This is a genomic window from Massilia sp. Leaf139 (assembly GCF_001424165.1).
Classification (GTDB): Bacteria; Pseudomonadota; Gammaproteobacteria; order Burkholderiales; family Burkholderiaceae_D; genus Telluria.
In genome coordinates, this window is the sequence record NZ_LMOJ01000025.1 from 1 (window position 1) to 23,900 (window position 23,900).

14 protein-coding genes and 1 pseudogene are annotated in these 23,900 nt (G+C 57.7%); 8 read left to right on the forward strand and 7 right to left on the reverse strand.

What is annotated here, in order from left to right:
• Positions 1-562: 562 nt before the first annotated feature.
• A complete protein-coding gene (locus tag ASF77_RS17845) occupies positions 563-1,402 on the forward strand; it encodes an HNH endonuclease (RefSeq protein ID WP_056342352.1) in 840 nt (279 codons plus the stop codon).
• A gap of 242 nt (positions 1,403-1,644) precedes the next feature.
• Here the strand turns inward: ASF77_RS17845 and ASF77_RS23800 are convergent, their stop codons facing one another.
• The 4 genes from ASF77_RS23800 to ASF77_RS17860 form a co-directional block, all read right to left on the reverse strand.
• Entirely contained in the window at positions 1,645-1,899 is a 255-nt protein-coding gene (locus ASF77_RS23800) for a PAAR domain-containing protein (protein WP_082493871.1), read from the reverse strand.
• A gap of 84 nt (positions 1,900-1,983) precedes the next feature.
• The gene (locus ASF77_RS17850) at positions 1,984-3,603 is read right to left on the reverse strand and encodes a tetratricopeptide repeat protein (RefSeq protein ID WP_056342356.1); all 1,620 of its coding nucleotides are present in this window, start codon (positions 3,601-3,603) and stop codon (positions 1,984-1,986) included.
• Between the two features lie 3 nt (positions 3,604-3,606).
• Positions 3,607-5,640: a phosphatidylserine/phosphatidylglycerophosphate/cardiolipin synthase family protein gene (locus tag ASF77_RS17855; RefSeq protein WP_056342359.1), complete on the reverse strand. Its 2,034-nt coding sequence runs from the start codon at positions 5,638-5,640 to the stop codon at positions 3,607-3,609.
• Positions 5,641-5,666: 26 nt separating this feature from the next.
• On the reverse strand, positions 5,667-8,420 hold the full coding sequence (locus tag ASF77_RS17860; RefSeq protein ID WP_082493872.1) for a type VI secretion system Vgr family protein: 2,754 nt from the start codon (positions 8,418-8,420) through the stop codon (positions 5,667-5,669).
• 158 nt (positions 8,421-8,578) lie between these two features.
• On the opposite strand from ASF77_RS17860, the gene ASF77_RS17865 reads away from it, so the two are divergent.
• Together ASF77_RS17865 and ASF77_RS17870 are read left to right on the forward strand one after the other, a co-directional pair.
• Complete coding sequence (locus ASF77_RS17865; RefSeq protein ID WP_156648932.1) at positions 8,579-9,196, forward strand: hypothetical protein; 618 nt, start codon at positions 8,579-8,581, stop codon at positions 9,194-9,196.
• Positions 9,197-9,298: 102 nt separating this feature from the next.
• Positions 9,299-9,763 carry a hypothetical protein gene (locus tag ASF77_RS17870; RefSeq protein ID WP_056342364.1) on the forward strand — a complete coding sequence of 155 codons (465 nt, stop codon included), beginning with the start codon at positions 9,299-9,301 and terminating at the stop codon, positions 9,761-9,763.
• A gap of 198 nt (positions 9,764-9,961) precedes the next feature.
• Here ASF77_RS17870 and ASF77_RS24410 read toward each other — a convergent pair whose 3' ends face one another.
• Positions 9,962-12,709, reverse strand: coding sequence for an AAA family ATPase (locus tag ASF77_RS24410; protein WP_156648933.1), 2,748 nt, complete (start codon positions 12,707-12,709; stop codon positions 9,962-9,964).
• A gap of 504 nt (positions 12,710-13,213) precedes the next feature.
• On the opposite strand from ASF77_RS24410, the gene ASF77_RS23805 reads away from it, so the two are divergent.
• The 3 genes from ASF77_RS23805 to ASF77_RS24415 all read left to right on the forward strand — a co-directional run bounded on the left by ASF77_RS23805 (position 13,214) and on the right by ASF77_RS24415 (position 16,519).
• Positions 13,214-13,570: a CCCH zinc finger protein gene (locus tag ASF77_RS23805; protein ID WP_082493873.1), complete on the forward strand. Its 357-nt coding sequence runs from the start codon at positions 13,214-13,216 to the stop codon at positions 13,568-13,570.
• Positions 13,549-15,705 carry a hypothetical protein gene (locus tag ASF77_RS17880; RefSeq protein WP_156648934.1) on the forward strand — a complete coding sequence of 719 codons (2,157 nt, stop codon included), beginning with the start codon at positions 13,549-13,551 and terminating at the stop codon, positions 15,703-15,705. The genes ASF77_RS23805 and ASF77_RS17880 overlap by 22 nt, the downstream gene beginning before the upstream one ends.
• A gap of 400 nt (positions 15,706-16,105) precedes the next feature.
• Positions 16,106-16,519: a hypothetical protein gene (locus ASF77_RS24415; protein WP_156648935.1), complete on the forward strand. Its 414-nt coding sequence runs from the start codon at positions 16,106-16,108 to the stop codon at positions 16,517-16,519.
• Positions 16,520-16,634: 115 nt separating this feature from the next.
• On the opposite strand, the gene upx is transcribed toward ASF77_RS24415, so the two are convergent.
• Positions 16,635-20,450, reverse strand: coding sequence for an anti-phage protein Upx (gene upx / locus ASF77_RS17885; RefSeq protein ID WP_056342373.1), 3,816 nt, complete (start codon positions 20,448-20,450; stop codon positions 16,635-16,637).
• 119 nt (positions 20,451-20,569) lie between these two features.
• Between upx and ASF77_RS24990 the strand changes: the two are divergent.
• A pseudogene (locus tag ASF77_RS24990) lies at positions 20,570-20,688 on the forward strand (IS5/IS1182 family transposase); the annotation flags it as partial.
• Positions 20,689-21,155: 467 nt separating this feature from the next.
• Here the strand turns inward: ASF77_RS24990 and ASF77_RS17890 are convergent.
• Complete coding sequence (locus tag ASF77_RS17890; protein WP_056342376.1) at positions 21,156-22,520, reverse strand: integrase family protein; 1,365 nt, start codon at positions 22,518-22,520, stop codon at positions 21,156-21,158.
• Between the two features lie 435 nt (positions 22,521-22,955).
• Here ASF77_RS17890 and ASF77_RS17895 point away from each other — a divergent pair, with 435 nt between their 5' ends.
• The gene (locus ASF77_RS17895) at positions 22,956-23,894 is read left to right on the forward strand and encodes a GNAT family N-acetyltransferase (RefSeq protein WP_056342379.1); all 939 of its coding nucleotides are present in this window, start codon (positions 22,956-22,958) and stop codon (positions 23,892-23,894) included.
• Positions 23,895-23,900 lie beyond the last annotated feature (6 nt).

The following is a 23,900-nucleotide window of genomic DNA, read 5'->3' on the forward strand; positions in this document are numbered from 1 at the left end:
TCGATCTTGAATTCTTCGGGATACCGCTTGCCGCTCATACTTTCTCCTTGAACCTATAATTATAGGCTCAGGAGTGTCTACTGAATTCGTGGCGATTCACCGTGCGCGAGCGGGGGAAGCTCGTCCGGTTGGCGCTTGAACGATACATTAAGGAGACAGAGCATCCAGCCGGAGATGTGGAGCAGCAAATCACCGCCGTTTCGGCATGGCTGAGATCGCGCGGCGCCGGCGACGCTGCCCGCGTCGGAGTCGTCCAACATCCGTTGGGTAGCTTTGTTCAGCATGTCGCTCAACAGACCACAAATGAAACCACACAGTCGCCAGCGCTCCTGGCTCTCGAAACCGAATTTGTCTCGGCCGACGCATCGCGATCGATAAGTCGGTGGCTGCAGACATAATTCAATGGCAGCCACGCTAACCACCGTTACAGGCGCCGATGGCAACATTGACGTCTTATCGGCTTTCTGTCGGCCCGGCTCTCTCACCGGATATGATCTGCTTTCACACTGCCGGGACGAAGCACTGATCGTGGCGGCAGCAATCGGCGTCACAGGAGGAGCTTATGAAAAATTATTTCATCAATTCGGATGCTGTATCCAACGAAAAGCGCAGCTATCACGATGAATGGATTGAACGAGGAATTGCCGTGACCAGCGGCGGTCAGGAATACCGTCTCCAGCTCGATAGTATTCCCAAGGGCAGCACAGTCGTTCTGCACGAACCGAACAGCGGGGTGGTGGCAGCGGGGACCGTACTCGACGACCGCTCTGTCATCGTGAAGCGAGGTGCCGGAACCGTCAGCCCGCTCGAAAGCGAGGAATATCATCGGAAGGTCGAATGGTATGGCGACTTGAGGTTGTACCCGCTTCCTTATAGCGAGATCATTCGGGTTTGGGGCACCAATCCGCGCCTGGCTGTGCAGCCGTTCGAAAAAAATCGAAACGAATTGATGGACCTGATCCACGCTTATGCAGAAATCGCGGACGTGGAACAACTAGGCGAGCGAAAACCGGGCGGGCCGACCCAAGTCAACGTGTTCGTACAGGCGCGACGAGGGCAGGGCAAATACCGCGATGAGCTGCTGGCTATGTGGGACCACCGTTGCGCCGTCACCGGTTGTTCCTTAGCTGCCGTATTGCGGGCCTCGCATGCCAAGCCGTGGCGTACGTCCAGCGACCAGGAGCGCCTAGATCCGCACAATGGACTGCCTTTGATAGCGACCTTGGACGTCCTGTTCGACCGCGGCTTAATCGGCTTTGCCGACGATGGTTCAATGGTGTGTTCGAAGTTACTTGCGTCGGCCGATCGCGAGCTGTTGGGCTTGCCTGCCTCGCTGCGAAAATCCCTTAACACCGCGCAGAAAACCTACCTGCGACATCACCGGGAAGCGTTCAGCCTCTAAGCACTGTAGCTGGCGCTGGAGCAGCATTGTAGACACTGCGCTGATTACAAAGGGCACCGCGACAAACTGCAATAAAGTCAGGGCGAAACCGAGAAACAAACGGGGCACACCATCTTTGAGAGAGGGTTTGGCCGGGCAGTCCACAAATCTTTAACCAGTAGAGTTCAGTCCGCTTTATGCCGGCCTATCGTGCATGAGTGGCAGCAATTACGCATTGATGCCAATGCGGTCGGTCGGGATCTTCATACCGAGGAAATCAGCTTTGCACCGCAAGCGGTAAGATCGTTGTCATAGGCGTAGGACCGACCCTTGTGTTTGGCACCGGCGCCGTCCGGCTTGATGGGAAACTTCCCTTTGCATTTGGGACAGAACGTCACATCGTCTGCAAGCGCTGCTTCTACACCCATCACGACAGTCCCGGATGAAACCGAAATGACCTGACCACCGTGGTCTGTCTTGTCATTCAAGCGAATGACGCCACGCCCCTCATGCTTCATATTCAAAACTCCGGATGCTAATTGATGAGAGAACCGCTGCGGTACGATGTCCGCAAGCGTGACGTTCCGATCTGTCGGCGTGAACTACTTCTCGATTGGCGTTTCGTCCTCCAGCAAGTGCCATTTCAAATCGGCGCGCTCCAGCGGAAGCATCCAATCGCGTTTCGGATCGGGGAAGGCTTGTCCGGCAGTCAGCCAGCGCTGCCGCCAAGCCTGGTTGACCTCCTGTTCCAGCGGATGGCCCGGCGCAAGCCATGGCTGCCACGTCCCTGTGACCGGACAGGCTTTGTTGCCAGCACATTCCACGGGCGGAGCCAAGCGTGGAACTTGCCGCGACAGCCTGAGCGCTGTGCGCGGCGCAACTACGCCACCTTCGTTGCGTATGGTGAGCACACGCTGCCAGACGATCCCGGCAATGGTTTTCGAACCCATGCCGTCCGGGAAGCGCGGCTGCTCGAACGCTTCGCCCTTGCCGTAGAGGCCGGGCGCGATGCCGGCCAGGAAGCCGCGCACATCGGCCGCGTCCTGCGGCGCTGTCGGTTGCCAGTAGCCGGCGACAGGCGCCTGCAGGGCATCGGTCGTTTCCTTGATCGGCCGGAACACGTAGGCGCTATCAAGGAAGTAGCGGCCCTTCCTGAGCGAGGCTTCGGTGGGCGCCGGGGCGTCTGGCGCGGGTACGACGGCCATGGCCGCAGCGAGCAGGCTTTCGCGTTTGCCGTCCCAGGGCGGCAGCGTGGCAGGCGGCAGGGGCAGGATCTTGTCGAGGTTGGGGAAGCGGCGGTCGGGGTTGAAGCTGAGTGCGTCGCCAAGCATGTCGTAGCGTTGGCCCCGTGCCTTGTCGATGAAAGGCACGAACATGTTTTCCAATTCGTCCGGACGAGCGAACTCGAGGAACAATCTGTCTGCGCAATACTTGCAGCCGCCCTTCACACCCTCGTGCAAAGCCCGCATTACGCGGTCGCGGGTTTCCGGGGTTTCGCTGCCGAGTTCCGTCCCGTCAGGCGCCCGGGGTACCTCATACATGGGTTTCATCTCCACCGCAGCCGGGCCGTAACCCTGGGCCAGCGCGCATTCGAACATCTTGATCGCAATCGGGATGTTGCCCCAGTAGCCGGGCTTGAGACCGTCCGCGCCCGCATCCATCTTCTCGCCAAGGAAGGCCATCGATTGCGGGTTGCCCATCTGGGCTGCCTTCTGGAAAAAGGCATACGCGCGGTCGGGGTCGCCACGCACGCCTGTGCCGTTGAGATAATACGTGCCCATCCTGTCGTAGGCAGCCGGAATGCCCAGTTCGATGGCCTGTGACACCAATGCCACCGCCTCATTCTCGCCATTGGGCGGATCGTGCCGTTCCACATACAGGCTGGCAAGGTTCAGCATCGCCTTCCAGTGATGCCGTTCGGCGGCCTGGCGGGTCAGCCGAACGACCTTTTTATAATCTACGTCGTCGACGTAGACAGACCCATCTTCCATCGCACGCGCCTCAAGGAACCAGTCGTCGGCTTGGGCGTCGATCGGCGGCACCTTGCTCGCTTCGGTCTGACATTCGAAGGAAGCGATGTGCGGATCGAAGGGCGGCAGTTCTTGTAAGTATCCGGGAAGCTTGGTCTTGTCCATGTCGCAGGCGGTCAGAAAAGTAAGCGTGATCAGGAAGGTTGCCAGATGGCGGCAACGCGATGGGGAAAAAGCGGAAAGGGTATCCATGGTTCAACCGAAGCGCATGGTCGAGCTTCGGCTATCGTCCAGCGGGACGATGAAGCCTCCCATCTGCTTCTTCTTCGGGTCGGTTGACGTCGACTTCTGTCTGTCCTTGTTTTCGTTCATAAGCTTTACCCATTCCTTGAAGGTTTCCTTGATTTCCTGTGGCGTCGCGTTTCCGCCATTGTTCTTTTCGGTCGCGAGCTGCGACCAGATCCGTTTTCGTAGTTCGGTCGCATGGCGCGGATCGTTGGTGGCAAGGTTGATCTCGCTGTCCACCACCATGCTGCGCTGGTTCAGGTTGGCACTGCCGAGCGTGAAAAAGCCATCATCGATCAGCAGCAGCTTGGAGTGGATATAAATTTCGCGGTAGCGCCACTGGCGTCGCGCCTGGTTGAATTCGCAGGCGTTGAGCACGGCAACGCACACCTGCAAGCCATAAGTTTTCTCGAGGATCAGCTTGGAAGGCTTGTCGATCCTGTTTGCTGTCGAGATCACGTCCGGCAAGGTTTGCTGCGTCGCCCGCATGCCGGTCACACCTCGGAACGCGTACTGCCTGGATGCTGCCTCGTCACGCCTGGCCTTCTCATTCGCCTCTTCGATCATCTTGACTTGTCCGGTCATGCCACCCTGCTGGCCCAGCGTCGCCAAGGTATCGTAGGTACGCGGAACCATCTGCGCTTTTTCGGGCGCCGGAATGACGACGAAGACGTGCATCACCGGCAAGTCCTCGTTGGTCTTTCCGATCTTCGCGCAGTTGCGTTTCCAGCCGGCGATCACCTTTTTTCGGATCGCGAGCAAGTGCTCGGCCCAGTCCTGATATTGGAAATATTGGTTTTCCATATACAGGTAGCCCGTCCCCGCGGCGGCAACGCGGGTCGCATTGAAATAGATGTCCTTGATCGTAAAATCGTCTTCCTCGGGCTGCGTCCTGACAATTTGTACCGTCGAGTCACCGGATGCGGCCTTGCGCAGCAACCCGGAAGGCGGCGCGCTGCACACGTAGGGCGTTGCCGGGGCACCACCACCAGCACGTTCCCAGGCCCGCTCGAAATTCTCGTGGACCGGTATGAGCGCCCGGCCACCTTCAATCCGGCAGGCGTAGTCGCGGTACGGTTTCAGGGTCTCGAAATCGAAATGGCCGTCGACGCCCTCCGCATGCTCCTGCATTGTCTTGGCGGCACCTTGTTCGCGCAGCGGATTTTCAACGCAATGTTCGGGAGTGTCCCAGTAGTCGGTCAGTGAATTCAGGCCCATAACGTAACCGACCGCTTTCTTGCCTTCGTTATAGGCGAAGTCGATCAGGATTGGCTTTTGATGATGGGTGCCGCCCAATGTGAACAGCTTGCTCTCGACAACGTCGGGCTTTCTCGTCTCCTGGCCAAGCGAATCATCGATGCTGCTGGAATCGCCGTCACGCGTGCGGATGCTGATGCCCTGCAGCCGTCCTGCGAACGCCGCCTTGTACCAGCTGCAGCAATACTCTTCCCTCGCCATCGCCGCCAGTTTGTCGCCCGGAATGTTCCACTCCTTTTTATGACGGTTATCCCGGGCATGCTCGCGTATCAGTTGCAGGCTGCGCTTGGCGTTGATTTGCTGGATTTCCACATCGCTTTGCTGGATGCGCCAAGGACTCGTTCCGTGACTGTGGCCGGGCATGTGCTTTTGAATCTTTGCGCCGCTGATGCTATGCCAGACCAGCAGGCGGACACGCACGCCCCGCCTTCCCGCTGCAATCAAGAGGTCGCCGTATGTTTCGGCGCGCGGCCACGTGTAACCGTTACGCACCAGTTCCATTCCTGGATCAAAGCCCCAGCACACCAGTTCGATGCTTTCCTTCGCTTCCGCGATGTCCTTGGCGATGGCCGCGAAGCCGTCTCTTCCGCAGATATGGACGGTAAGCTTGTTGTTGTGGGTAATGGGATGTGTGGCGTTTCCCTTTTTGTTCTTGTCTTCCACAAACCATTGGATGGTGGATGTCGCCTTGCAGCTGACCTCGTCGATATGGACCTGTTCGGTTCGCAGATATTTTTCAGAGCTCATGAGGTTCCCTGTTCTGTTCGCAGCTGTCAGGAGTAGGTGCGGCCTTCTGCCGATCCATCGAGAGCGCGCGCTCCCTGGTTCGAGAGAAGCTGCTCGCTGTGCAAGGCTTTGTCCTTTGGGTCAAATTTTTCCCAAGCCTTGAGATCGAATTTTTCGCCGTTCCCCAGCTCGACCGTGTATCCCTGGGTTCCGCTCGCATGTTCGATGGCGATAAGGCCAAGGTCGTCGGTGATGCCTTCGTCGACCTGGCTGCCGTTCTTGTAGAGGGTGTAAGGGACGTTCGCAAACGGGCGTCCGCTTTCAGCGTGCGTTTGCAGCATGAAGAGCAGCTGCTTCGGATCGTCCGGCGTCTTCGGCTCTACGATGTTGATCTTGTGCTCCGACGAAGGATGCGGTCGGTTCTGAGGACCAAGGGTCTCGAGGTTGCCATGGAACAGCGCTGGCTTGGCAGCGAAGACTTCCATCCGGTTGGTGATTTCGACCATGCACTCAGGGCCATGCAGCCGCACGCCTTTTTTCCCCTTTAGGTCGATCCAGTCGGTTTGACTGATCAGGGACAGAACCTTGTTGGCGATGATCTGGATGTCGTCGTCATGTGCCTGCACGGTGATCTTGCCGGAGGCCGCAATCAGCTTCATGCCTGCCTTATGGACGAACAGGCGCAAGGTCTGCTTGATGCTCGCGAACAGGCTGTCGCCTGTTGCGATCGAGAGATTGCGTCCGGTCGTCAACGCCGTGTGCTCGGCGCTGGCGATGTGGGTCGACTGTGCCGACGACGTCTCGATTCCGGCCGGGCTGGACAGGACGAGGTGCGGTTGGGACAGCTCGGGGAATTTTTCGCCAGTGCCGCGCACCTCGTCGTTTTGTACCTTTAGAGAATCGGCAACGTCGTGCTGCTGCCCACTCTCCTGCGCCAGGCCCTGCAGTGCGGCTGTCGCCTGGTCATCGTGTAGCTTGTGCGCGGTATCCAGCCGTTTTGCCGTTTCACCCATGTCCTTGATCGGACCGCGTGCTGTCTGCCTTGCCTCGGTCGTGATCAATAGTCCTTTGGCAGCGCGGGCCACGCCATGTCCATCGGTGCGCAGCTCCCATCCTTCGCCACGGGCATCCTTGCGGCCGGCATTGTCCTCGATGCGCGTGATGTGGCCGAGCGACAGCTGACTGCACTGGTGATCGCTTTTCAGCTGGGCCTGGATCATCTCCTTGGTGTCGTCGAGAACGAGGTGATTGCCGCGTGCCCCGCCACCCAGCTCCCGGCTGCGCAAGCCGGCAAGCGACTGCTGCTCCGGTAGCGACCACGGCGGCATGTGCGTTTGGTTGTAGAGCGCGCCGAGTACGAGCGGATGGTCGATATTCCCGTTCGGGTAGACGACGGCAACTTCCTCGCCGACGCGCGGCAACCGGATTTGCCCGAATTCGCTGCCGGCGGCCGGCGTCATCACCCGAATCCAGGGCGAGCTCTTTTCGTCGTAAGTACCCAGCCGGTCCCAGTGAGGCTGCAGCTTGATGCGCCCGTAGCCATCCGTATGGATCTCGGCGCCGACCGGCCCGACGACGATGGCCGTATGGAGCCCCGTATAGATAACAGGCTCACTATTGAAGTTGCGGCCAGGGCGCCAGCGGATGTCCTGGCGAATGCACGTAAAGCGATTTTCGTAGTGCGAAGGTGCCTCAGGACCCGCCTGATAGTTGTTGGAAACCTCATGGTCGGCCGACAGGATCAGGTAGTAGCGGTCCTCGATGCTGCCGCGGGGCTCGGAGTCGTATCGACGCGAGCGCGGCTCGGCGCTGAAGTGGCCGCCGAGCTTGAATGTGCGGCCCGGCAGCACGCACCTCTCGTTGCCGGCCGCCTCGAAATACTGGGTGTCCTTGTCCGCTTCGTCCATGCGCCGGCCCGCCAGCTGTGCGCCGTCGGTCTGCAGGCGAAAGCCATAGGCACCAAGGTCCTCGTAGACTTCGTAGGAAAAGAAATCACCTTGCTGGTTGACTGAAGGGGCTTCAACGAGTTGCGCTCTTGGATTCTTGTAATCGAACGACGCGAGCGTGGTCTTACCCGAACCGAGCCGTCGGATGGCCGTCCACTCGCGAATGCCGTCGTCCTCGCGCGAGCCGCCCTTGTCGTGGTACGAGATCCAGTACGCTTGCTCGTCGATCGGCTGGGCCAGGAAGCTGTCATCCGAAATCATGAGCCTGTGACCGTCGAATCTGTGTTCGTACCAGTAGTGCAGGCCTAGCGCTTCCCAGCGTCGGTGCAGGTGGTTGTAATCGGTCTCGTTGTACTGGTTGGCGAGAGTCAGCTTCGAGTCGTCGATGGGGTAGACGTGCCAGTCCGCCTCCCGGTAGTGCTTCAGCGTTTCCTCGGTGATCTCGCGCACGCTTTTATTGTGAAACGACCTGCTGTCCTTGCGCAGGCGAGCGAACGCGAGCCAGGGTTCGAGCACCATCTGGTAGAAGGCGAAGCCGCCATCCGTGCGCAGGAAACGGAACTCAGTGATGTAGCCGTTGAAGTAGCGCAGCGATCCGTCTTCCCGCACCAGGGAGATGGTCACCATCCGGCCCATCAGCATTTTGAGGGGAATCCGTGCCTCGTCCGACAGTACCTCAACCTGGAAGTGAAAACCGCGCGAGACTTCCTCATGAGCGACCAGCTTGTTCGGCAAAAGGACAGCGGGTGGTCCATCCTTCAATGGAAAGTCTAGCCGCATGAGGCGGTTGTGTTGAGATGCGCCACTAAACGCCGACCACGCGGCACCGCTAACGATTTCCTGGCTTTCGCCCATTAACTGCCTCCTGATGTCCCGCTGGCCGTAGCGCACGTGAAAAAATGGTCAGCTGACACGTTACCCGCATGCTGCCAAAAAAGGCTTGCTAAGAATCAATACGTTTCCCTGCGCCATGTCTAAAGTTTTTCTGACAGTCATCTTGGAGGAGCATGGCAATGCCGAAGAACCTGAAACGACGTGGACACGCACGTGCCGCGAGCCCGCTTGGCCGACAGCCAGTACCGAGGGATGGGTTCGTCAACATCGGGCCGGCGCTGGTGCGCAGTCCCATGACGCGGTTTTTTGGCCGGCCCTATCCGGTACAGTTCCGGGTGCAGGGCGCGCTCGACGCCTGGACGCATGCGCTCGGGAACACGGGGCTCTGGCCCCTCTGGCAGGATCCCGGCACGCTGTGCTGGCAGATCAGGCAGGAAGTCTTGCGGCAGCTGGAATGCGTGCATCCTAGCTCTTCGGTAGCTGGGCAGATAAGCGCCGAAGATCGCCAACGGCTCGCATTTCAGGTCAGCACGAACCTCAAGTACCATTTGAGCGAGGGCACAGTGATCGAGGCCACGCCCGCGCTGGAAACGCTGCTGGCGAATTCGGACGTGGATCTCAGTCTCCCGATGAGCATGGTCGCGCCGCCTTACCGGGCCCAGTACCTGCGCTTCGGCGAAGCGGCCATGCGGTATCTGAAAGTGCCGGCTCCGCAATCGCCCGATCACGCCTTCGACGGGGCATTCTGTTTCCTGACCCGGCACGGCATGTCTGGCGAGCCAGAGGGGAAATGCTAGACGCTGGAACTCGTCTTCATCGGCAAGCGCCAGAACCGCTACGCTGGCCATATCTCGCTGCTCGGCGAAACGGATCGGGGGGACGTTACGGTTGGCGAGTGGTTGGGCGAGGTCCTCGGCGGCTTCACCGCAGCAGACGAGAGCGAGCTTCATTCATCGATGCACGCCGCGGTCAGCTACGTGGTCCGTCTGTTTCTCTACATGGCTTTGAAGCAGGCGCGCGTGACACCGCACAGCGAATACGACGAGGCGCTACGCCGCGCCGCTGGCCTGGGGGAGCGCAAGCGCGCCAAACTGTTGCAGAGATCGGCATCCCTCTACAACGGCATTCTTGTCGGTCCTGAGTCATTGCTGCCGCCTGATCTGGAAGGTGCGGCGGGGGGTGGCGTGGCTCCGCATTGGCGCCGCGGGCATTTTCGTATGCAGCCCTTCGGCATCGGCAATCAGCAGCGCAAACTTATCTTCGTCGCGCCGGCCCTGATTCACGCGGAGCAACTGCAGGGCGACTTGCCGGTACCGAAATCGTACCGGGCCGGTGCCGCTGTCGCTGTCGCTAGTACGACTTGATCACGCCAGCCATTGAGGCTAGGCATAGAGAAAAGGGCGCCAGTGTTGCCCTTGGCTCCCGCTGGTTTGCTACGAGGATGTGCAGCTGAAGCTTAAGGAAACGCTGGTTTAGAACGCCTCGCAAAACCGTTCAACGTACCTCCAACAGATGAGAGAGTAGGCAAGCGAAAGAACCGAATTTTCCCCACGTTTCTTTCATTATGTAGGGTTATTTTCAGGCCGAGTGGGAAGTGCGTCTGCCGGATCTTTGTTCGTTGAAGGGTGAGGTGTAGCTAATGCGCTCAAGGCTTTCGAAGCGATCAACACACGTGACGCTGCCGCCGCGAGGCCATCCTCAGAACGTCGCTTCTCGGTGAGCTTCTTGTTGTCGTCGATCAGCTTAATAGCGGCAGCGAGTTCTTCTACATCGGCTAAGAATTCATCCGGATCCGGAAGCGCGGGTGGTGCTTCAGCCCCGCCTTCATGGGTGAAATTGGAGCATCGGCTCATACCGTTGTACACAGCGCTTGCTTCTTCATCACTGACAGATACATAACGCAGTTTCGATGTCTCGATGGAACGCCTGAAGCGTTTAACCGTTCCCGCAAAGAGGTGCTCTTCGATAAGCAATTCCCATGTGTCCCTCATGCGGCGATAACAGTTTCGCACGGTGTCGTTATAGAAATCGTGATCACGGTCTTCCTCGAGTGCGCGCTTAGCTCGTTTGCCTTGTTCTCTAAGTTCATTGATGCGCGCGCTCAACTTCTTGGCTTCGAAAGGTAGTCCGTCACTGCAGATACCTTTCTTCGCTCCAGCTGAGAAAATGTGCCGGCTTATGTTAGCGACACCGTTGTCGTCAGCGAAATCCTTTAACGCCCAGGCAAATGCCAGGTCATGTGTGAAGACGATGATTTGTCGCTCTTTCGCTTCCAGGACAAGGCGCTTTGCGATCTTCTCACGACGGACGTGATCTAGGGACGAAACGGGGTCGTCAAAAATAAGTCCAGAGCGCCCTGGCTCAATACCAACCTCAGCGAGGAATAACGCCATGGCGATCACGCGCTGTTCTCCTTCACTGAGGATGTCAGACACCTTAGCGCGCGCATATTGCGGAAGAGTCTGGAGCTTAAGCTGCTGCATACGCGCTCCTTTTTGCCCAGTCATCTCCAGTGTGACGTCGAGTTTTTTGAGTCCGAGGTTCGTTAGTTCTTTTGCGAGCGCTGCACGAAGTTCTTCGGTGACATTCGCTTCGTATAGCTCAGTAGCTATCGCTGTGACGAGGCGAGTGTTGCACCCCTTTATGGCCTCCCCGAATGCATGATCACGCTTGTGCCACTCGATCCCCTCAATGACTTTTGGAAGTAATTCCTTAAGTTTTGCTCTTGCCTCAAGTTCTGCGAGCAAATTTTTCTTGCGCTCGCGCTCCTCGGGCGTCGTGATCGATTCCAACCGGCCCGCTTCAGCGAGCTGCTTTGTGACCAGTGCATCGAGTGCGATAACCGGAGACGGAGGTAGCTCCGGCTGTGGCTCTAGTCGCCGGTCCGCAGCTGTTCCGACAACACTCGCGCGGCGAACTTCTAACGCTGCGATGTAGCTGTGAATAGCGGTCGCTAATGCTGGTTGGCTTTCGGCGAGCTCTTCGAGGAACACGCGATCGGTCGGAAAGCTCTCGAAGTTTAGCGAGGACACTGCGCGGTATAATTTTTTAGTTACCTCTCGCGCTAAAGTCGCCTTTTTTTGAGCGTCATCCTCAAGAAATTTAATGAAAGTCTCAAGGCGGGCTCTAGCTTCGGGAGCGATTGGTTGTTGGCATAGTACGCAATGGGCACCATCTGGCCCTGGGAATTCATACTGTGGATACGCCACCTCCGTCGCGTATTTTGTCGCGCTGCGCAGTAAAAGCTCCCATGGTTCAGTGCCAGTGCCTACTACATGCGCTCCCCCAGCATGCAGCATTTCGGCCGCGAGCTTCGATGCGCCCTCGGCTGCGGTCATCGAAACAAATGCCTCTGCAAGCTGATTAAGTGACGCGTCCAAAAGAGGAGCCTCGACCGCAGCAAGCTCGTTGCGTAGAGATTGAAGCCGAGCCGCGGTGCGACGCATAGCACCTGCCAGTTTGATTGGATCCTGGTCGTGGAAGAGCTTGTTGAGCGCTTGACGTTCGATGTCTTCTTCCTCAGATAAGGAAGCAAGCTTCCTGAACGTTTCTGGATCGCTTTTTCGACCAAGTTTCCCGAGTGCGAGACCGACTGCGGTTGAGCCCGCTAATGGTGTGAGCTGAGCATGATCGAAGATGTTTTCTTTTCTATCGGCTTCAATTAGGCGCTGTACGGTACCTAGCGCTGCAGAGAGCCCATGAATTACATCGAGCCCGTCTGGCACAAAAAGCACTTTTGCCTGATTGTCGACAAACACACGAGCACAGTGCGCATCGAAAACAGAAATCTGCGAAAGCGGTGCCGGCGGGACAGTATCTGCGCTCCACGTGTCGGATCGGGAAGCTTCACCTTCGTTCCATTCGAACGTCGCTCTGGCGGAAGTCGTTCCCTGTGCTGCAGCATACACATCTGGCAGGATACTTTCGACATTACGCGCGCGACAGGCTTTTTTTAGAGCTCGAGCGTAACCCGACTTGCCGGCTCCATTGTGGCCATACACAACTGTTAGGCCTGCAAGATGAAAGGTTAAAGACTGGCTTGGATCGATCGCATTGACATTCTGCGGATTGCGCAGGGCCGCAAGGCTAACGTCCGCGGCATCTTGGGAAAAGGAGGGCAATGACTTAGAGTCGAGCCGTACAGGGGTAAGACAGTTGTCAACTGCAAGACCATGACTCGATTTCGCAAGATCAGCTAGTTCTCGCATGTCAGTTTGCGTCAGAGTTCCGGCTATTAGCCGCCTCACAGCATCGTCAATCCATGCTGGCTGGTCGGCTGCCCAGGCCGCAATCCTCTGGATGATTTTCATCCGCGTACCCCCACTCCGTAACAAACTACCTTGTCAATTTGGCATACAGCTTAAGTTCTTCTAGGCAAAGTTGCAACCACAATCACCGCTTCCGAGCAACCCCGAACATGGACCTGCTGTGGGGGGCGGGCTACTGGCGAGTCATGGGCCTTTGATCGACAGCTAACGCGAGCGTTTCCGCCATATAATCACTTCATGGATTGGCTAATAAATGCACTGTTCTCGATAATTCTGGTAACGGATGTCCGCTCGCCGAACCCCGCCATCGCTGCGATGAAACGGGCGCGACTTTGGATGATCGTGTGCGCCATTGGGGAAGTAGTGTTTCTGGGACTGGCTTTCGCCATGAGGCCTGATGAAGCAGCCACCGTCTCCCCAGTGCATGTTGTTCAGGACTTCGTCTGCTGGTTGTACGTCAGTGGCGCCCTGTGCTGTTTCGTAGCGTTCGTTTGGAATACCTGGATATGGTGGCGCGCGAGGCACATCTACTAGAAGGAAATCTGTATGAAAGGTATGGCGCAATGCCGATTCGTGGGCGGCCCGAATGGCGATGAAATTCTGGAGTTGCCGGCGATCCAGTGCCTTGACCGGTTGTCGCTTGAACAGGCTTGTTGGCTCGAGGCGCGTCCCGACGGTGGAGTGAACATGGTTCGTGGCCCGCGCCCACATGACGCGAACTGGGAGTCCTATACTCTTGCGGTGTACGAAAAGGATCCGCCGACGGCGGTTGGTGGAGTCATTTATCGGTTTCAGGCAACCCAGACGGTGAACCGCTGCAACGCGATCCTAGCGTTGAAAAATCGTCGTTGCAAACATCCGGCGCTGGCTGAGCAAAAGTATTGCCGGCAGCACCGAAAGTGAACGAGCGAAATACTTCCTACGTGTCCGTGCGCCGCGTGGCGGAGGTGCGGCAACGCCAACAGGAACAGGTATTGGCCTGGGCCCGAGATTCGCAAACGAAGGCGCTGCGCTATATCCTCGAGTTAGGCCCACACCAGAACGGCGCAGCGTGCGAATGCACATGCATCAGCTGCGGGCACCCGTTGCAAGCAGTCAACGCTGGCAAGGCGATATTCAAAAACCGACCGCATTTCCGTCATGAGCCTGGTGCCGAGACGGAGCGCTGCCATACGCTGTCAGCGCGCGCGGCCCTCCTGGCCAGCCTAAAGGAAGGCGATTGGATCGAGCTGCCGCGGATGCGCCGAGCGGTTACCGTAATGGGCCTGTCGGGCGCACCTTATCAGGGCTGGATCGAATTGGAACCCCAGCGGGTGCGCATCGACCAGCTGCGATTTGCTGACACGACCACTGCGGAGGTGGTGCTGACGGACGGTCGTCGCCTGCAGGTGGTCGTGACAGGCAGCGCCGACGCCACTGAGTTAGAAAACGGACCCTGCCTAGTGCCGCGCATCGAAATAGCTACAGACGACCCGCAGTTGGCTGCGCTCGACGCCGCCAAGCTCCGTGAAATGTTGGTACCCGCGATCAGGGCGGCCCGTTGGTGCGGGCATTGGCCGGCCCCGGAGCTGGAGGAGGCTGCTCGCGACGACGCGCGGCGGACGGCAAGCGAAGCGCTTGACTGGGATTGGGAGGACCAAGAGGGCAATGCGCAACTGCCGGCCGACCTGCGGCGCGAATCGCTGCTGCATCGTGAAGTGAAGGCCATCCTTGCTACGGCGCAAAGCTTGCTGTTGCCCGGTTGGTGCGTGGCAGGCGCAGGTGGCGCAAACGGCGGAAAGCAGTTGGTGACCGTGGCCGACAATAGGACGCTGGCCCGTCTTGCCGGCGCTCGACTGGAAAAGAAGTTGGGGCGCATCATTCCGGATGTGATCGCGCAGCTCGCGGACGGCAGCGAGCTGCTGGTGGAAGTGACGGTCACAAACACCATCACTCCCGAGCGCCTCGAGCGCATCCGTGCGGTGAATCTGCCCGCCATCGAGATTGATTTCTCGCGCATGGCTGGTGTTCTGCACCGAGACCGATTGCGCACGCTAGTGCTGGACGAGGTGATCGGCAAGCACTGGCTGCACCACCCAGCCGCCATGCTTCCGTCGGCGATTCTTCCTACGGACGACTCCCTTGTGTACGGTCCGCGAGTGCCTTGGGATCCGGTGGTACGTCGCCATCGCCGGCGCGAAACTTCCGCTGAGGAATGGGGAGACATCTACGTTCAAGCAGTGATGGAGCTCGCGTGGCTCGACTACGTCGCGGAAAAGGAGGCGATGTGGGATTGGGATGATACTCGCCAAGAAGCGTACGACGATGTGATGAGAGCTGCCGATGGATTGCGCGAGCACGGCTTTGCAGAGGCGCTTGACCACCGCCTGTTCGACAACGGCCACACCATGCTGCATCGTTTGATATCGATCGCTAGAGGATCGGTAGTTGGCTACAAGTACAAGACCGTCTGGCAGGTGATCAATACTATGCTGACTGAAGTCAGCAACGCCTCACGGTCTTGGCATGGCCTATATCTGATCGCCATCCAGGCGTACCGGCCGAATTTGAGTCGGGCACAGGAGGAGCGGGTCGCTGAGTGGCGAGACCAGGTGCGTGCCAGCATTCAAGCGGGCGAGACTTTGTATTTGCGCGATCCGCGCTACGACGCTTTGTTCGGCCTGCTGTTCCCGAAGATGCTGCCGGCCTTGGACAAGCCCGCCGCAAAGCGCCCTCGAGCCACAGACGTGCCAGCGCTACTAAGGCGCGACGACAGGGAGGTGGATGAGGACTTGTTCACGCAGCTCTCTAGCGCGCGATGGCACTGGACTACCTCGTATGAGGAACGCCTGCGTGAACTGGAAATCGCGGCTAGCCAAGCGCGGTCGGAGGGTTGGTCCGTTGGACCAACCAGCATACTGCATCAACTGGCACACGCCAGGTTCGGTCCTTACCCTTGGGTCGTTGTTGAGCACGTTGCTGTCCAAACAGGTGTGGCAGACGCGGTCGTGTGGCGCTATTTGTACCGAGAGGGCTATATCGACCTGAAGACGCGCTAAGAGGGTGTGGACAAAATCAATGAAGTAGCCCTAGCATGCGCCGTCTACACCACGACAGCATGTCATCACTGCGCCGAGAATGAATACTAACGCCCGAATCCCCATGCAGAGCCCGCAATCTCTTATGCGTGCAGGCCTACTTCCTATAAGAAATGATGTGGTACGTTTTGCGGTAGGAAATCCAATGGCCAAAACTTCGAACGGTTGGCGTGTGTGAACCGAGGGGCCGGGAGATATCTATATCGCTTGCCGTGATAATTTTAAGGAAACCAAAGTCAGCCTTCATGTCTCAGGGAATTGGAGATTTGGTTTCACATCGCAGGCGGTAGACGCTCGGCCAGAACTGGTTGCAGACGGAAAAAACCGGGCCTGGGAGGTTTGGGAAAAACCTGGCGAATTCGTGGACGGAGTTATTCAAGCTTTCAAATTAATTTTTCCCTTGAGGGAATTGGCAATTAGTCCAGAGCAGCGCATCGGGAAAAACTGGAAAAATACAATTTATATTGAAGCTGGCAATGAGAAGGTTCACACAGTGCTTGCGTTATATGTAACCAAATCCTCGGTGCCCTTGTCATTTTCGAATCTGAAGAGCTTTTGCTTGGGAATATGGGATCTGCCTGACGGTACGTATGCCCAGCTTGTTGCACAGGCCGAGCCAAGCGATGCTAATGCACAAATTACGGAAGCAGTCTTAGCCGCAAAACAACAAGCTGCCGAAGCGGCAGTTGAGATGCCAGAGACGGCATATTTCCTATTTCTCGGCCAGGATTCACTGACTGGGGCTCGCTTTTTGCTCGCCGCGCAGGACCGATGAGGTTTCCAGTATCAGGTAGTGAGAACTGATCATCTCCAACATGTGCAAACGTGCCGTCGTGTTAGATAGGGAAGCCACACACTCAAACATGATTCAACAAGTTAGCCAGATTCCCTCAGAATTTAAGAAGATCGCTTGATCGCCCAACATGGGTATCTTCCAGCGCAGCAATCTGTGAATGAGCGTAGGCAACTGGGGACGCGCCACTGAAGACAAGCCAAGATACAATCTCAGGGTTCGTCACGGATGTGAAGCGAGCCATGTCAGCTTGGTTTTCTCGTGCAAGTGCTACGCGCTTCAAATGTTTTTTGAGTTTATCTGGTTTGCCTTTTATGTCCTCGCCTTGGTACTCGGAGAGCTGGGAGGCAACTTCCGAATAGTTACGGGCCAGTGAAAGATCCTTGCATTCGACCATAAGCACCTGCTTGCGATCCGAACGCCAAGCGAGAAGGTCGATGTCGCCTGGATTTACTGGCAATTTTCGCAGCAAGATTTCCGGAAATCCAATGCCGCGCCGGACAGTCCACCCTGCCTCACGGAGTTTCCTTTCCAAGGTCTTTTCAAACGTGTGCCCTTCTCGGGCCTCCCCCAACCAGTCGTCTCGCATCCCTTCCGTACGGAAGAACTCCCGTTTGAGCCTTCCCGTATGCGCCCCTTCCAAGATGTATTTCAGGGACGTGCGCAGGAGCCCAGGCGCTACAATTACTAACGAGTCATCGCTCTCGTCTATCTGCAACAAGGGGCGAGCTGCAACTGACAGGCGCCGCCCAAAACGCCACGGATAGATGTCGGAAAGCTCAAACCCGTTTGGCACCTCATCCCATTTCGGACGCGTGCTGAGTATGAACTGGGAGAGGAACGCGCCAGCGACGTCATCATCGAGTCCGGCCGATTTGCCGGCGTCCTCCAACTGGCTCCACGTCATCGTGAAAACCGCCGACTGTTGGGCCATGCCGATTGACTCGAGTGCATGGACGAAGCGGTGACCTTCTTCGGGCGTAAAGCCCATCTCTGCTTTCCAGAATGCCAGGAAGGTCTCTGTATCGGAATCGACCTCGGCATCGTCAGCATGGTTTTCTTCATCGGCCAGTTCTTCCGTCTCGTCCACTTTTGCATAGTGACGCTCAAATTGCGCTGCATGCGCTTCAAACCGCTCGTTGGTCGCCTTCGATAGTAGCGGTTCGAGCACCATCTCTCCGAGCTCGTCTCGGAAGAGAAGGTCACCCAAGGGAGAGATGTCGACAACGGCCGGCAGCGCGCCAAAGCGCACTGCATCCGACATGCCGCCGATGCGAAAGAGCAGTGATGCGCGAGCCAGGAGCCGACCGAGCGCCATGTCGGAGGCCTCAATCCCATCATTTACGGGGCACGCACAAAGCGCCATTTCGATGACAAGCCGGGATGTTAGTGCCGCGCCAGAAAAACGTCCCAATTCTTTGGCAATCGTCGTTTCGACGCCTTCCTCCCCGGTATGCAGACCAATAACGGCAGCGGCCGTGCGGTGCCATTGATTCTCGTCCCCACGTGCCCTCTCGCAGTTCTCAAGAAGTCGTATGAGAGTCTTTTTGCGATCAAAGCGGGAAAGCTCGTCCTGCATGTCAAACAGGAGCACATCAACCACGTCGTTGAGGAGCTTTCCAACCGCCTTTTTGCCCTCATACCGTGTTGGGCCATCGGCTGCAACCGCACGCCATCCAAGCTCAATTCGTGCCGCAGCCGACTCGACGTTCTCGATGGTCAAAAGACGCCGGGTCAGCGAGTTGCGCACGTAGTCACTGAAGTCGAACGACTGCATAAGGTGGAAGCTGCGAGCTCTGTCACTGGGAACCGCCATCTGCTCAACTGCTATTCCCTTGTCAGCCGGGGCATCGATACGAAAAAGGGTGGCAAACGCGGTGCCGAGTGCACGTACAAGGGCTCGTTCTGCACGGTTGTCCGGCGCACGAAAACCAGCAAGATACCCATCCTTAAGCACTACCCGAATCGCTCCCTGCTCACGGACACGCTCAAGTCGCCAGAAGGTATTTAGGTCACGGGGGATCGCTTCCATCTCGAATCGGTTGATGTCGTCGCTGTCCTCAAAATGCAAGTAGATCTTTACTGACTTGCCGGTTGTCCGCTCTCCAAAAGTCTCCAACGCCTCGCCAATCCGGCCGATCCATGTACGTACCATTTTCGCAAGTTCGATAACGATCTCGCTATCTCGCATGCTGGGGGCCTCAATCGTCACCCACAGGTTGCTCTGCCCTTCATACACACAGGTCAGACGTTGGGCGTCAAGTTCATCAATGGATGCATAGCATTTGCTTTCGCGCTCAGTCGGGAAGTAGTCCTCCGCTGACGGCCGGAGCACCCGGTGCCATTTGCCGCTATTGTCCAAGATACGGTGCCGGTCATATCCCGTGTCTGCCGCCATGCGCACGTCACGAAGCAGATTCGTCGGAATCGCTAGCATCAGCGGGCGCGCTGGTGTGATGCGCCCCTCCGGCAACTGGTTGTGTGGGACCATGTGGCCGTCATTAGCGCGTACCCAGCCAAGGAGGTTGAGGATGCCGTTAACGTTGATGATTCGAACACCGGCGCGTGCGATTGTCTCTTTTGCATCCTGTACACGCCAGAAGGCAAGGGGGGACATCTCGGACAACGACCCTATGCGGACGAAATCCGCGCTGGACATCCACTCAAACTGCCATCCCACAGGCAATTGCGGCACCGTGCCGACAAAGCCCGCACCCCAGCCACAACCAACGCGCACGACCATGCCGCGCTGGAAGCCATGCTCGTTGGCGAGTTCACCGGCGATCTTTGCAACGCCGGCGTCGAGGAAGTGCGCAATCTCCTCATCAAGCCGGAGCATGCTGCTGAAGCCGGTGTCCGGGTGCTGCTGCATGGAGGGCAAGACGAACTGAAGCATCATAACGTGGCCCACATCGACCGAGGAGACGGCGATCGCCGACCGGGTCGTCTTGTGCTGTTGCCATGACAACCGCAACCTCCTGCCGCCGCCGAAGACCGGCGTATCCCAGAAGGTGCGTGCATAGGCGTTGGACAGCGCCTTGTCGAGGTTACTCAGCTCCCCCACCTTCTTGGCAAACGCTATCACCGCATCACGAAGAGCGATCGAAAGGGCAGTGGGTAGGACAACGACAAGACCGTCCCGTAAGCGGAGCAGTGGCCTCTGCTCTAACATTCCCATCCCGGGCGCCTGGCTGCCGAGAGCTGCGATCTGTGTGTGGTCAAGAATGAAGGGGGTAAGGTCTGCGACTGCCACGTCCGCAGCTCGTAGCATGCCATTAGTTAACATGACTCGTGAGCGAAGCTCACTCGCATCAAGTCCGCCAGTATCAAGCGAGTCCAGAGCGTCTTCAGCACCAGGCTCGAAACGACGGAGACCAGAACGGGCACAGACGACGTCCGAAAGTTGAAGGAGCGACTGCACGGCGCGCTTGAGCGGGCGATAGTGGCCGACATCAGGCATGTCGGAAACAATGTCAACCATTAGCTGGGTATAAAAGCCAGCGGCCTCCCATACCCCTTCTAGCACGCGATAATCGCCTCTTGCGTTCCCGACGAGAGAGACAAACACGTCTTCTGCCGGGTCCTCCCCGCTTGCACTGTTCGACGCGCCGATGGCAGCATGCCAGCGCCGCGCATCGTCAACCGTGGCGACTTGCTGGCCTTTGCAATAAATAAGTGAAAGAACAGCTAGAAGCTCAATGCGCAAGCACTCAGATTGATGGGCAGGGAGCGTAAGAAGGCTAGCGAGCAAAGCCACTGTGCCGTCCCGTTCGAAGCTCGTGAGCTCTGCGATAAGTTCAGCGTTATCCTTAGCGATATCACTGAATGGGTGCTCGAGGTTTGCCCAAGCGACTGTATCTCGCATTGCCTGAAGGAAGGAGTGTGAATCCGGCGGAGTGACAGGGTCGCTCAATCGTGGCTCCAAACAAGGTATTTATCGTAGATCTAATTTTATATGAGACGTGACAACGATGCCGACCTTGGGATAGAGGGGTTACCTTACTTACTCAAACGGCCACGCCCACTAAAGGGATTAATACCGGATTGGTGGTCCTACAAAGCGCTGGGTCGGCGAGCGTACCCACGCGTGGACTGACCGCTGGCGGCATACGATGCATTACGACCGCAAACTGGATATCTCCGCCGCTTAGGTATGGCTAGCCGAAGCGCGTATGCTACTCAATAGACTCGCTTATCGAATTTGATTTCGTCTACACCTTCTAAGTCTGCGTGAGCAACGCTTTCCTTATCAAGTTTGCGTTAAAAACACCAAGTTGCGCCGAGAAGGAGGAAATCTACAATTTAAGCATTACTGACTTCAACAAGGATTTTTATGTCATCCAATTTGATGAACATGAGCAATGATGATTTCGATGATTGGCTCCGTGACATAAGTGGCTGTACCCCAAAAGATGGTCTGAATGAGGATCGTTTGGTGGAGCTTGTAAGTGCAACACTCCGTGAGATTGAACCGGCAGCCCGGGCAAGAGGCTTCGTCGACTTAGCGAACATGTGCTATGCAATGGCCGACAAGAGTCTAGGCTCCCAGACACCCGCGACCAAATGCCTAGAATTGGTGGTAAGCGTCGGCCAACGTCAATGACCAAGCAGTGAGTGGTTAAGGGCCACTGACCACCCGTAATCCCGGCGTGGCCGGTACATAGTCGATGCCGGCCTGTTCTAAAATCCAGGTCTCGATCAGGTCGTGCCATTTTCGTAGCAGGTCAAGTGGGCGGCGTCGGTAATGCTTTTCGGCCAAGGCGCTCGGCTTATGGCCCATGATCTGTGCAGAAATGCCGCTTGGCATTTCCACCCACTCGCACAACGTACCGAAGGAACGGCGCAGTCCATGCAGTGAAACATGAGGCAGTCCCGCAGCGGCAAGAGCCTTCGTGTGGGCGATGCGTGGTTCAGCGAGCTTGCCATCGGCGGCGGTGGGGCTGCTGAACACCCACTGATTCCGGCGGGGTAGAGCGGCCAGCAGCGATAAGAAATATAGAGTGAGTGGAATCACGCGCAGTCCTTCTACCTTGTCGTGAATGGTGAGGCTTCGCCATTGAAAGTCGACGTCATCCCAGCGCAGTCGGGCCAATTCCTCGCGACGTGCGCCTGTTATCAGCAAGCCTTGCAGGTAGGCGCTAATAACCGGATTTCTGATTGCTCGTACCGCGTCGAACCAAGCAGGTAACTGTTCACGCTGCAAGCTGTCTCCGTCTTTCGTTTTGCTGACTGGAACGATGTCCTTAACCTCATCGGTAAGACAGCAATCCACATGCGTGACAGCCTGAAATTGCGGTTGCTTAGCGCACCACCGGATAAAAGTTCGAAACTTTCGGAATGAATTGTGAGCGAAAGTTGGGCGGGCCGCGCACTCGGACACCAGCCATTCCTGCACGACTGGCGCGGTGATGGCGTACAGCGGGCGCCTCAGCAACGAAGCAAGCGGTGCGGCCTTTGTAGTGCCTTCGCCGATCTTGGTTTTGATGCCGCCTTCGCTTGCAGCTATGACGTGGTCGGCACGATGCTGCGCCCCCCATCTAGGGTGAGGCGCCGCCAGGTAGGCGTCCCATGCTGTTCTGGCCAGCAAGCTTTGCTGGGCCGCTTCGATCGCCTTTTGCTGATCCAATATTACTTGTTCGGCTTGCGCCGCAGCTTCGGCAGCGGCTTTGGCTTTGCGCTCCGCCTGCTCTGCAGCCAGACGATCAGCTTCGACCTCGCGCGGATCTTGGCCACGGTTGATCAACACGCGAAGTCGGATAGCTTCTGCTTGCGCCTCGGCTATGGTCCATGCGGCCGGGGCGCCGATTGTCGTGCGAATGACTTGACCTCGCAGTTTGGCTTGAAAGATATAGGACTTACTTCCGTTTGGTGTGGCCCGCAGGCCCAGCCCTGGAGCTACCGAGTCCCACAAGAAAGAGGGACGCTTGTCAGATTCACAGGTAAAGGCCTCAACCCGGCCTGCCGTGAACTTTACTTTCGCCATTCAATATGCCCTTGAGATGTATTGGTGTACCCGCTGTGTACCCCGATCTGGAGTATATCGATCAACACCAATGCACGCAAGGATGAGCTGCAACTTACCTATCTATCTGATTTTTATGGATAAAGGCAGATTTTCGATATGGCGATCAACGCCAATAAACACTATTTTGCTTGGCCTCCGAAGCCAAGGGTCGCTGGTTCGATCCCAGCCAGCCGCACCATTCATCATGCGCTTTTCTTGCGCAATCCCGCCGGGATTGGATCCCGTCCTCCTCCCCTGAAGTCTCGCCAATAGTGTTGAGAGCGTCCGCAAAAGTGTAGGATAATAGTAACTTGTCAATTTACCGGGCAACTGTCGCGTCATGCAAGTTCACTTCACTTACGATAGCGGGATCCGGGCCGATGCGCCGGCCGGTGGTCTGAAAAGGCGCCAAGGATGAGTTTGTCGCAAGAACGCGATGTGTCGTTCAAGTTTCAGCTGAGCGACTGGACCTTGTTCCAGACCTCGATCCGCCTGCAGCCGTGCTCGATCGGGCTGGCCGAGGCAGGCAATCCCGCCGCCATCGCCATTCCCGGCGAGGATCAGCTGGCGCCGGGCAGCCAGGGCTTTGCGCTGCGCCGCCTGCCGGTCGACGAAACCCTGCCGCGCCTGGCCCGCTCCGGGCCCTTCCTGCGCTACGTCCCGCTGCATTACCAGCACTGCTACATCGATTTGAACACCTCGTTCGAGGACTATCAAAAGAAGTTCTCGTCCAAGACCCGTTCGACCATCAACCGCAAGATCCGCAAGTTCACCGAGCACTGCGGCGGCACCCTGAAGTGGCATTCCTACCGCAAGCCGGACGAGGTGCCCGCCTTCTTCCAGCTGGCGCGCGCCGTGTCGAAGCTGACCTACCAGGAAAAGCTGCTGGACGCCGGCCTGCCCGATACGCCCGAGTTCATGGAACGCGCTCGCGCGCTGGCCGCCAGCGGACACCTGCGCGCCTATGTCCTGTTCGACGGCGACAAGCCCGTCTCCTACCTGTACTGCCCGGTGCAGGATGGCGTCGCGATCTATTCCTACCTGGGCTACGACCCTGCCTATATGCACCTGTCGGTCGGCACCGTGCTGCAGTGGCTGGCGCTGGAGGAAATGTTCAATGAGGGCGGCCTGCGCTACTTCGATTTCACCGAAGGCCAGTCCGACCACAAGCGCCTGTTCGCCACCCACCAGCGCCAGTGCGCCAACGTGTTCCTGGTGCGGCCCACGTTGCGCAATGCCGCCATCCTGCGCGGCCACGCGATGATGGACCGGTTCTCGGTCTGGACGGGCCAGCTGCTCGACCGTTACGGGGTCAAGGCCAAGGTGCGCCGCCTGATCCGCCGCCATGGCTGAGGGGCG

Excerpts from the sequence above, each read along its gene's own strand:
- ASF77_RS17845 (WP_056342352.1), top strand. The coding sequence starts at position 563 with ATGAAAAATTATTTCATCAATTCGGATGCTGTATCCAACGAAAAGCGC.
- ASF77_RS23800 (WP_082493871.1), bottom strand. The coding sequence starts at position 1,899 with ATGAAGCATGAGGGGCGTGGCGTCATTCGCTTGAATGACAAGACAGAC.
- ASF77_RS17850 (WP_056342356.1), bottom strand. The coding sequence starts at position 3,603 with ATGGATACCCTTTCCGCTTTTTCCCCATCGCGTTGCCGCCATCTGGCA.
- ASF77_RS17855 (WP_056342359.1), bottom strand. The coding sequence starts at position 5,640 with ATGAGCTCTGAAAAATATCTGCGAACCGAACAGGTCCATATCGACGAG.
- ASF77_RS17860 (WP_082493872.1), bottom strand. The coding sequence starts at position 8,420 with ATGGGCGAAAGCCAGGAAATCGTTAGCGGTGCCGCGTGGTCGGCGTTT.
- ASF77_RS17865 (WP_156648932.1), top strand. The coding sequence starts at position 8,579 with ATGCCGAAGAACCTGAAACGACGTGGACACGCACGTGCCGCGAGCCCG.
- ASF77_RS24410 (WP_156648933.1), bottom strand. The coding sequence starts at position 12,709 with ATGAAAATCATCCAGAGGATTGCGGCCTGGGCAGCCGACCAGCCAGCA.
- ASF77_RS23805 (WP_082493873.1), top strand. The coding sequence starts at position 13,214 with ATGAAAGGTATGGCGCAATGCCGATTCGTGGGCGGCCCGAATGGCGAT.
- ASF77_RS17890 (WP_056342376.1), bottom strand. The coding sequence starts at position 22,520 with ATGGCGAAAGTAAAGTTCACGGCAGGCCGGGTTGAGGCCTTTACCTGT.
- ASF77_RS17895 (WP_056342379.1), top strand. The coding sequence starts at position 22,956 with ATGAGTTTGTCGCAAGAACGCGATGTGTCGTTCAAGTTTCAGCTGAGC.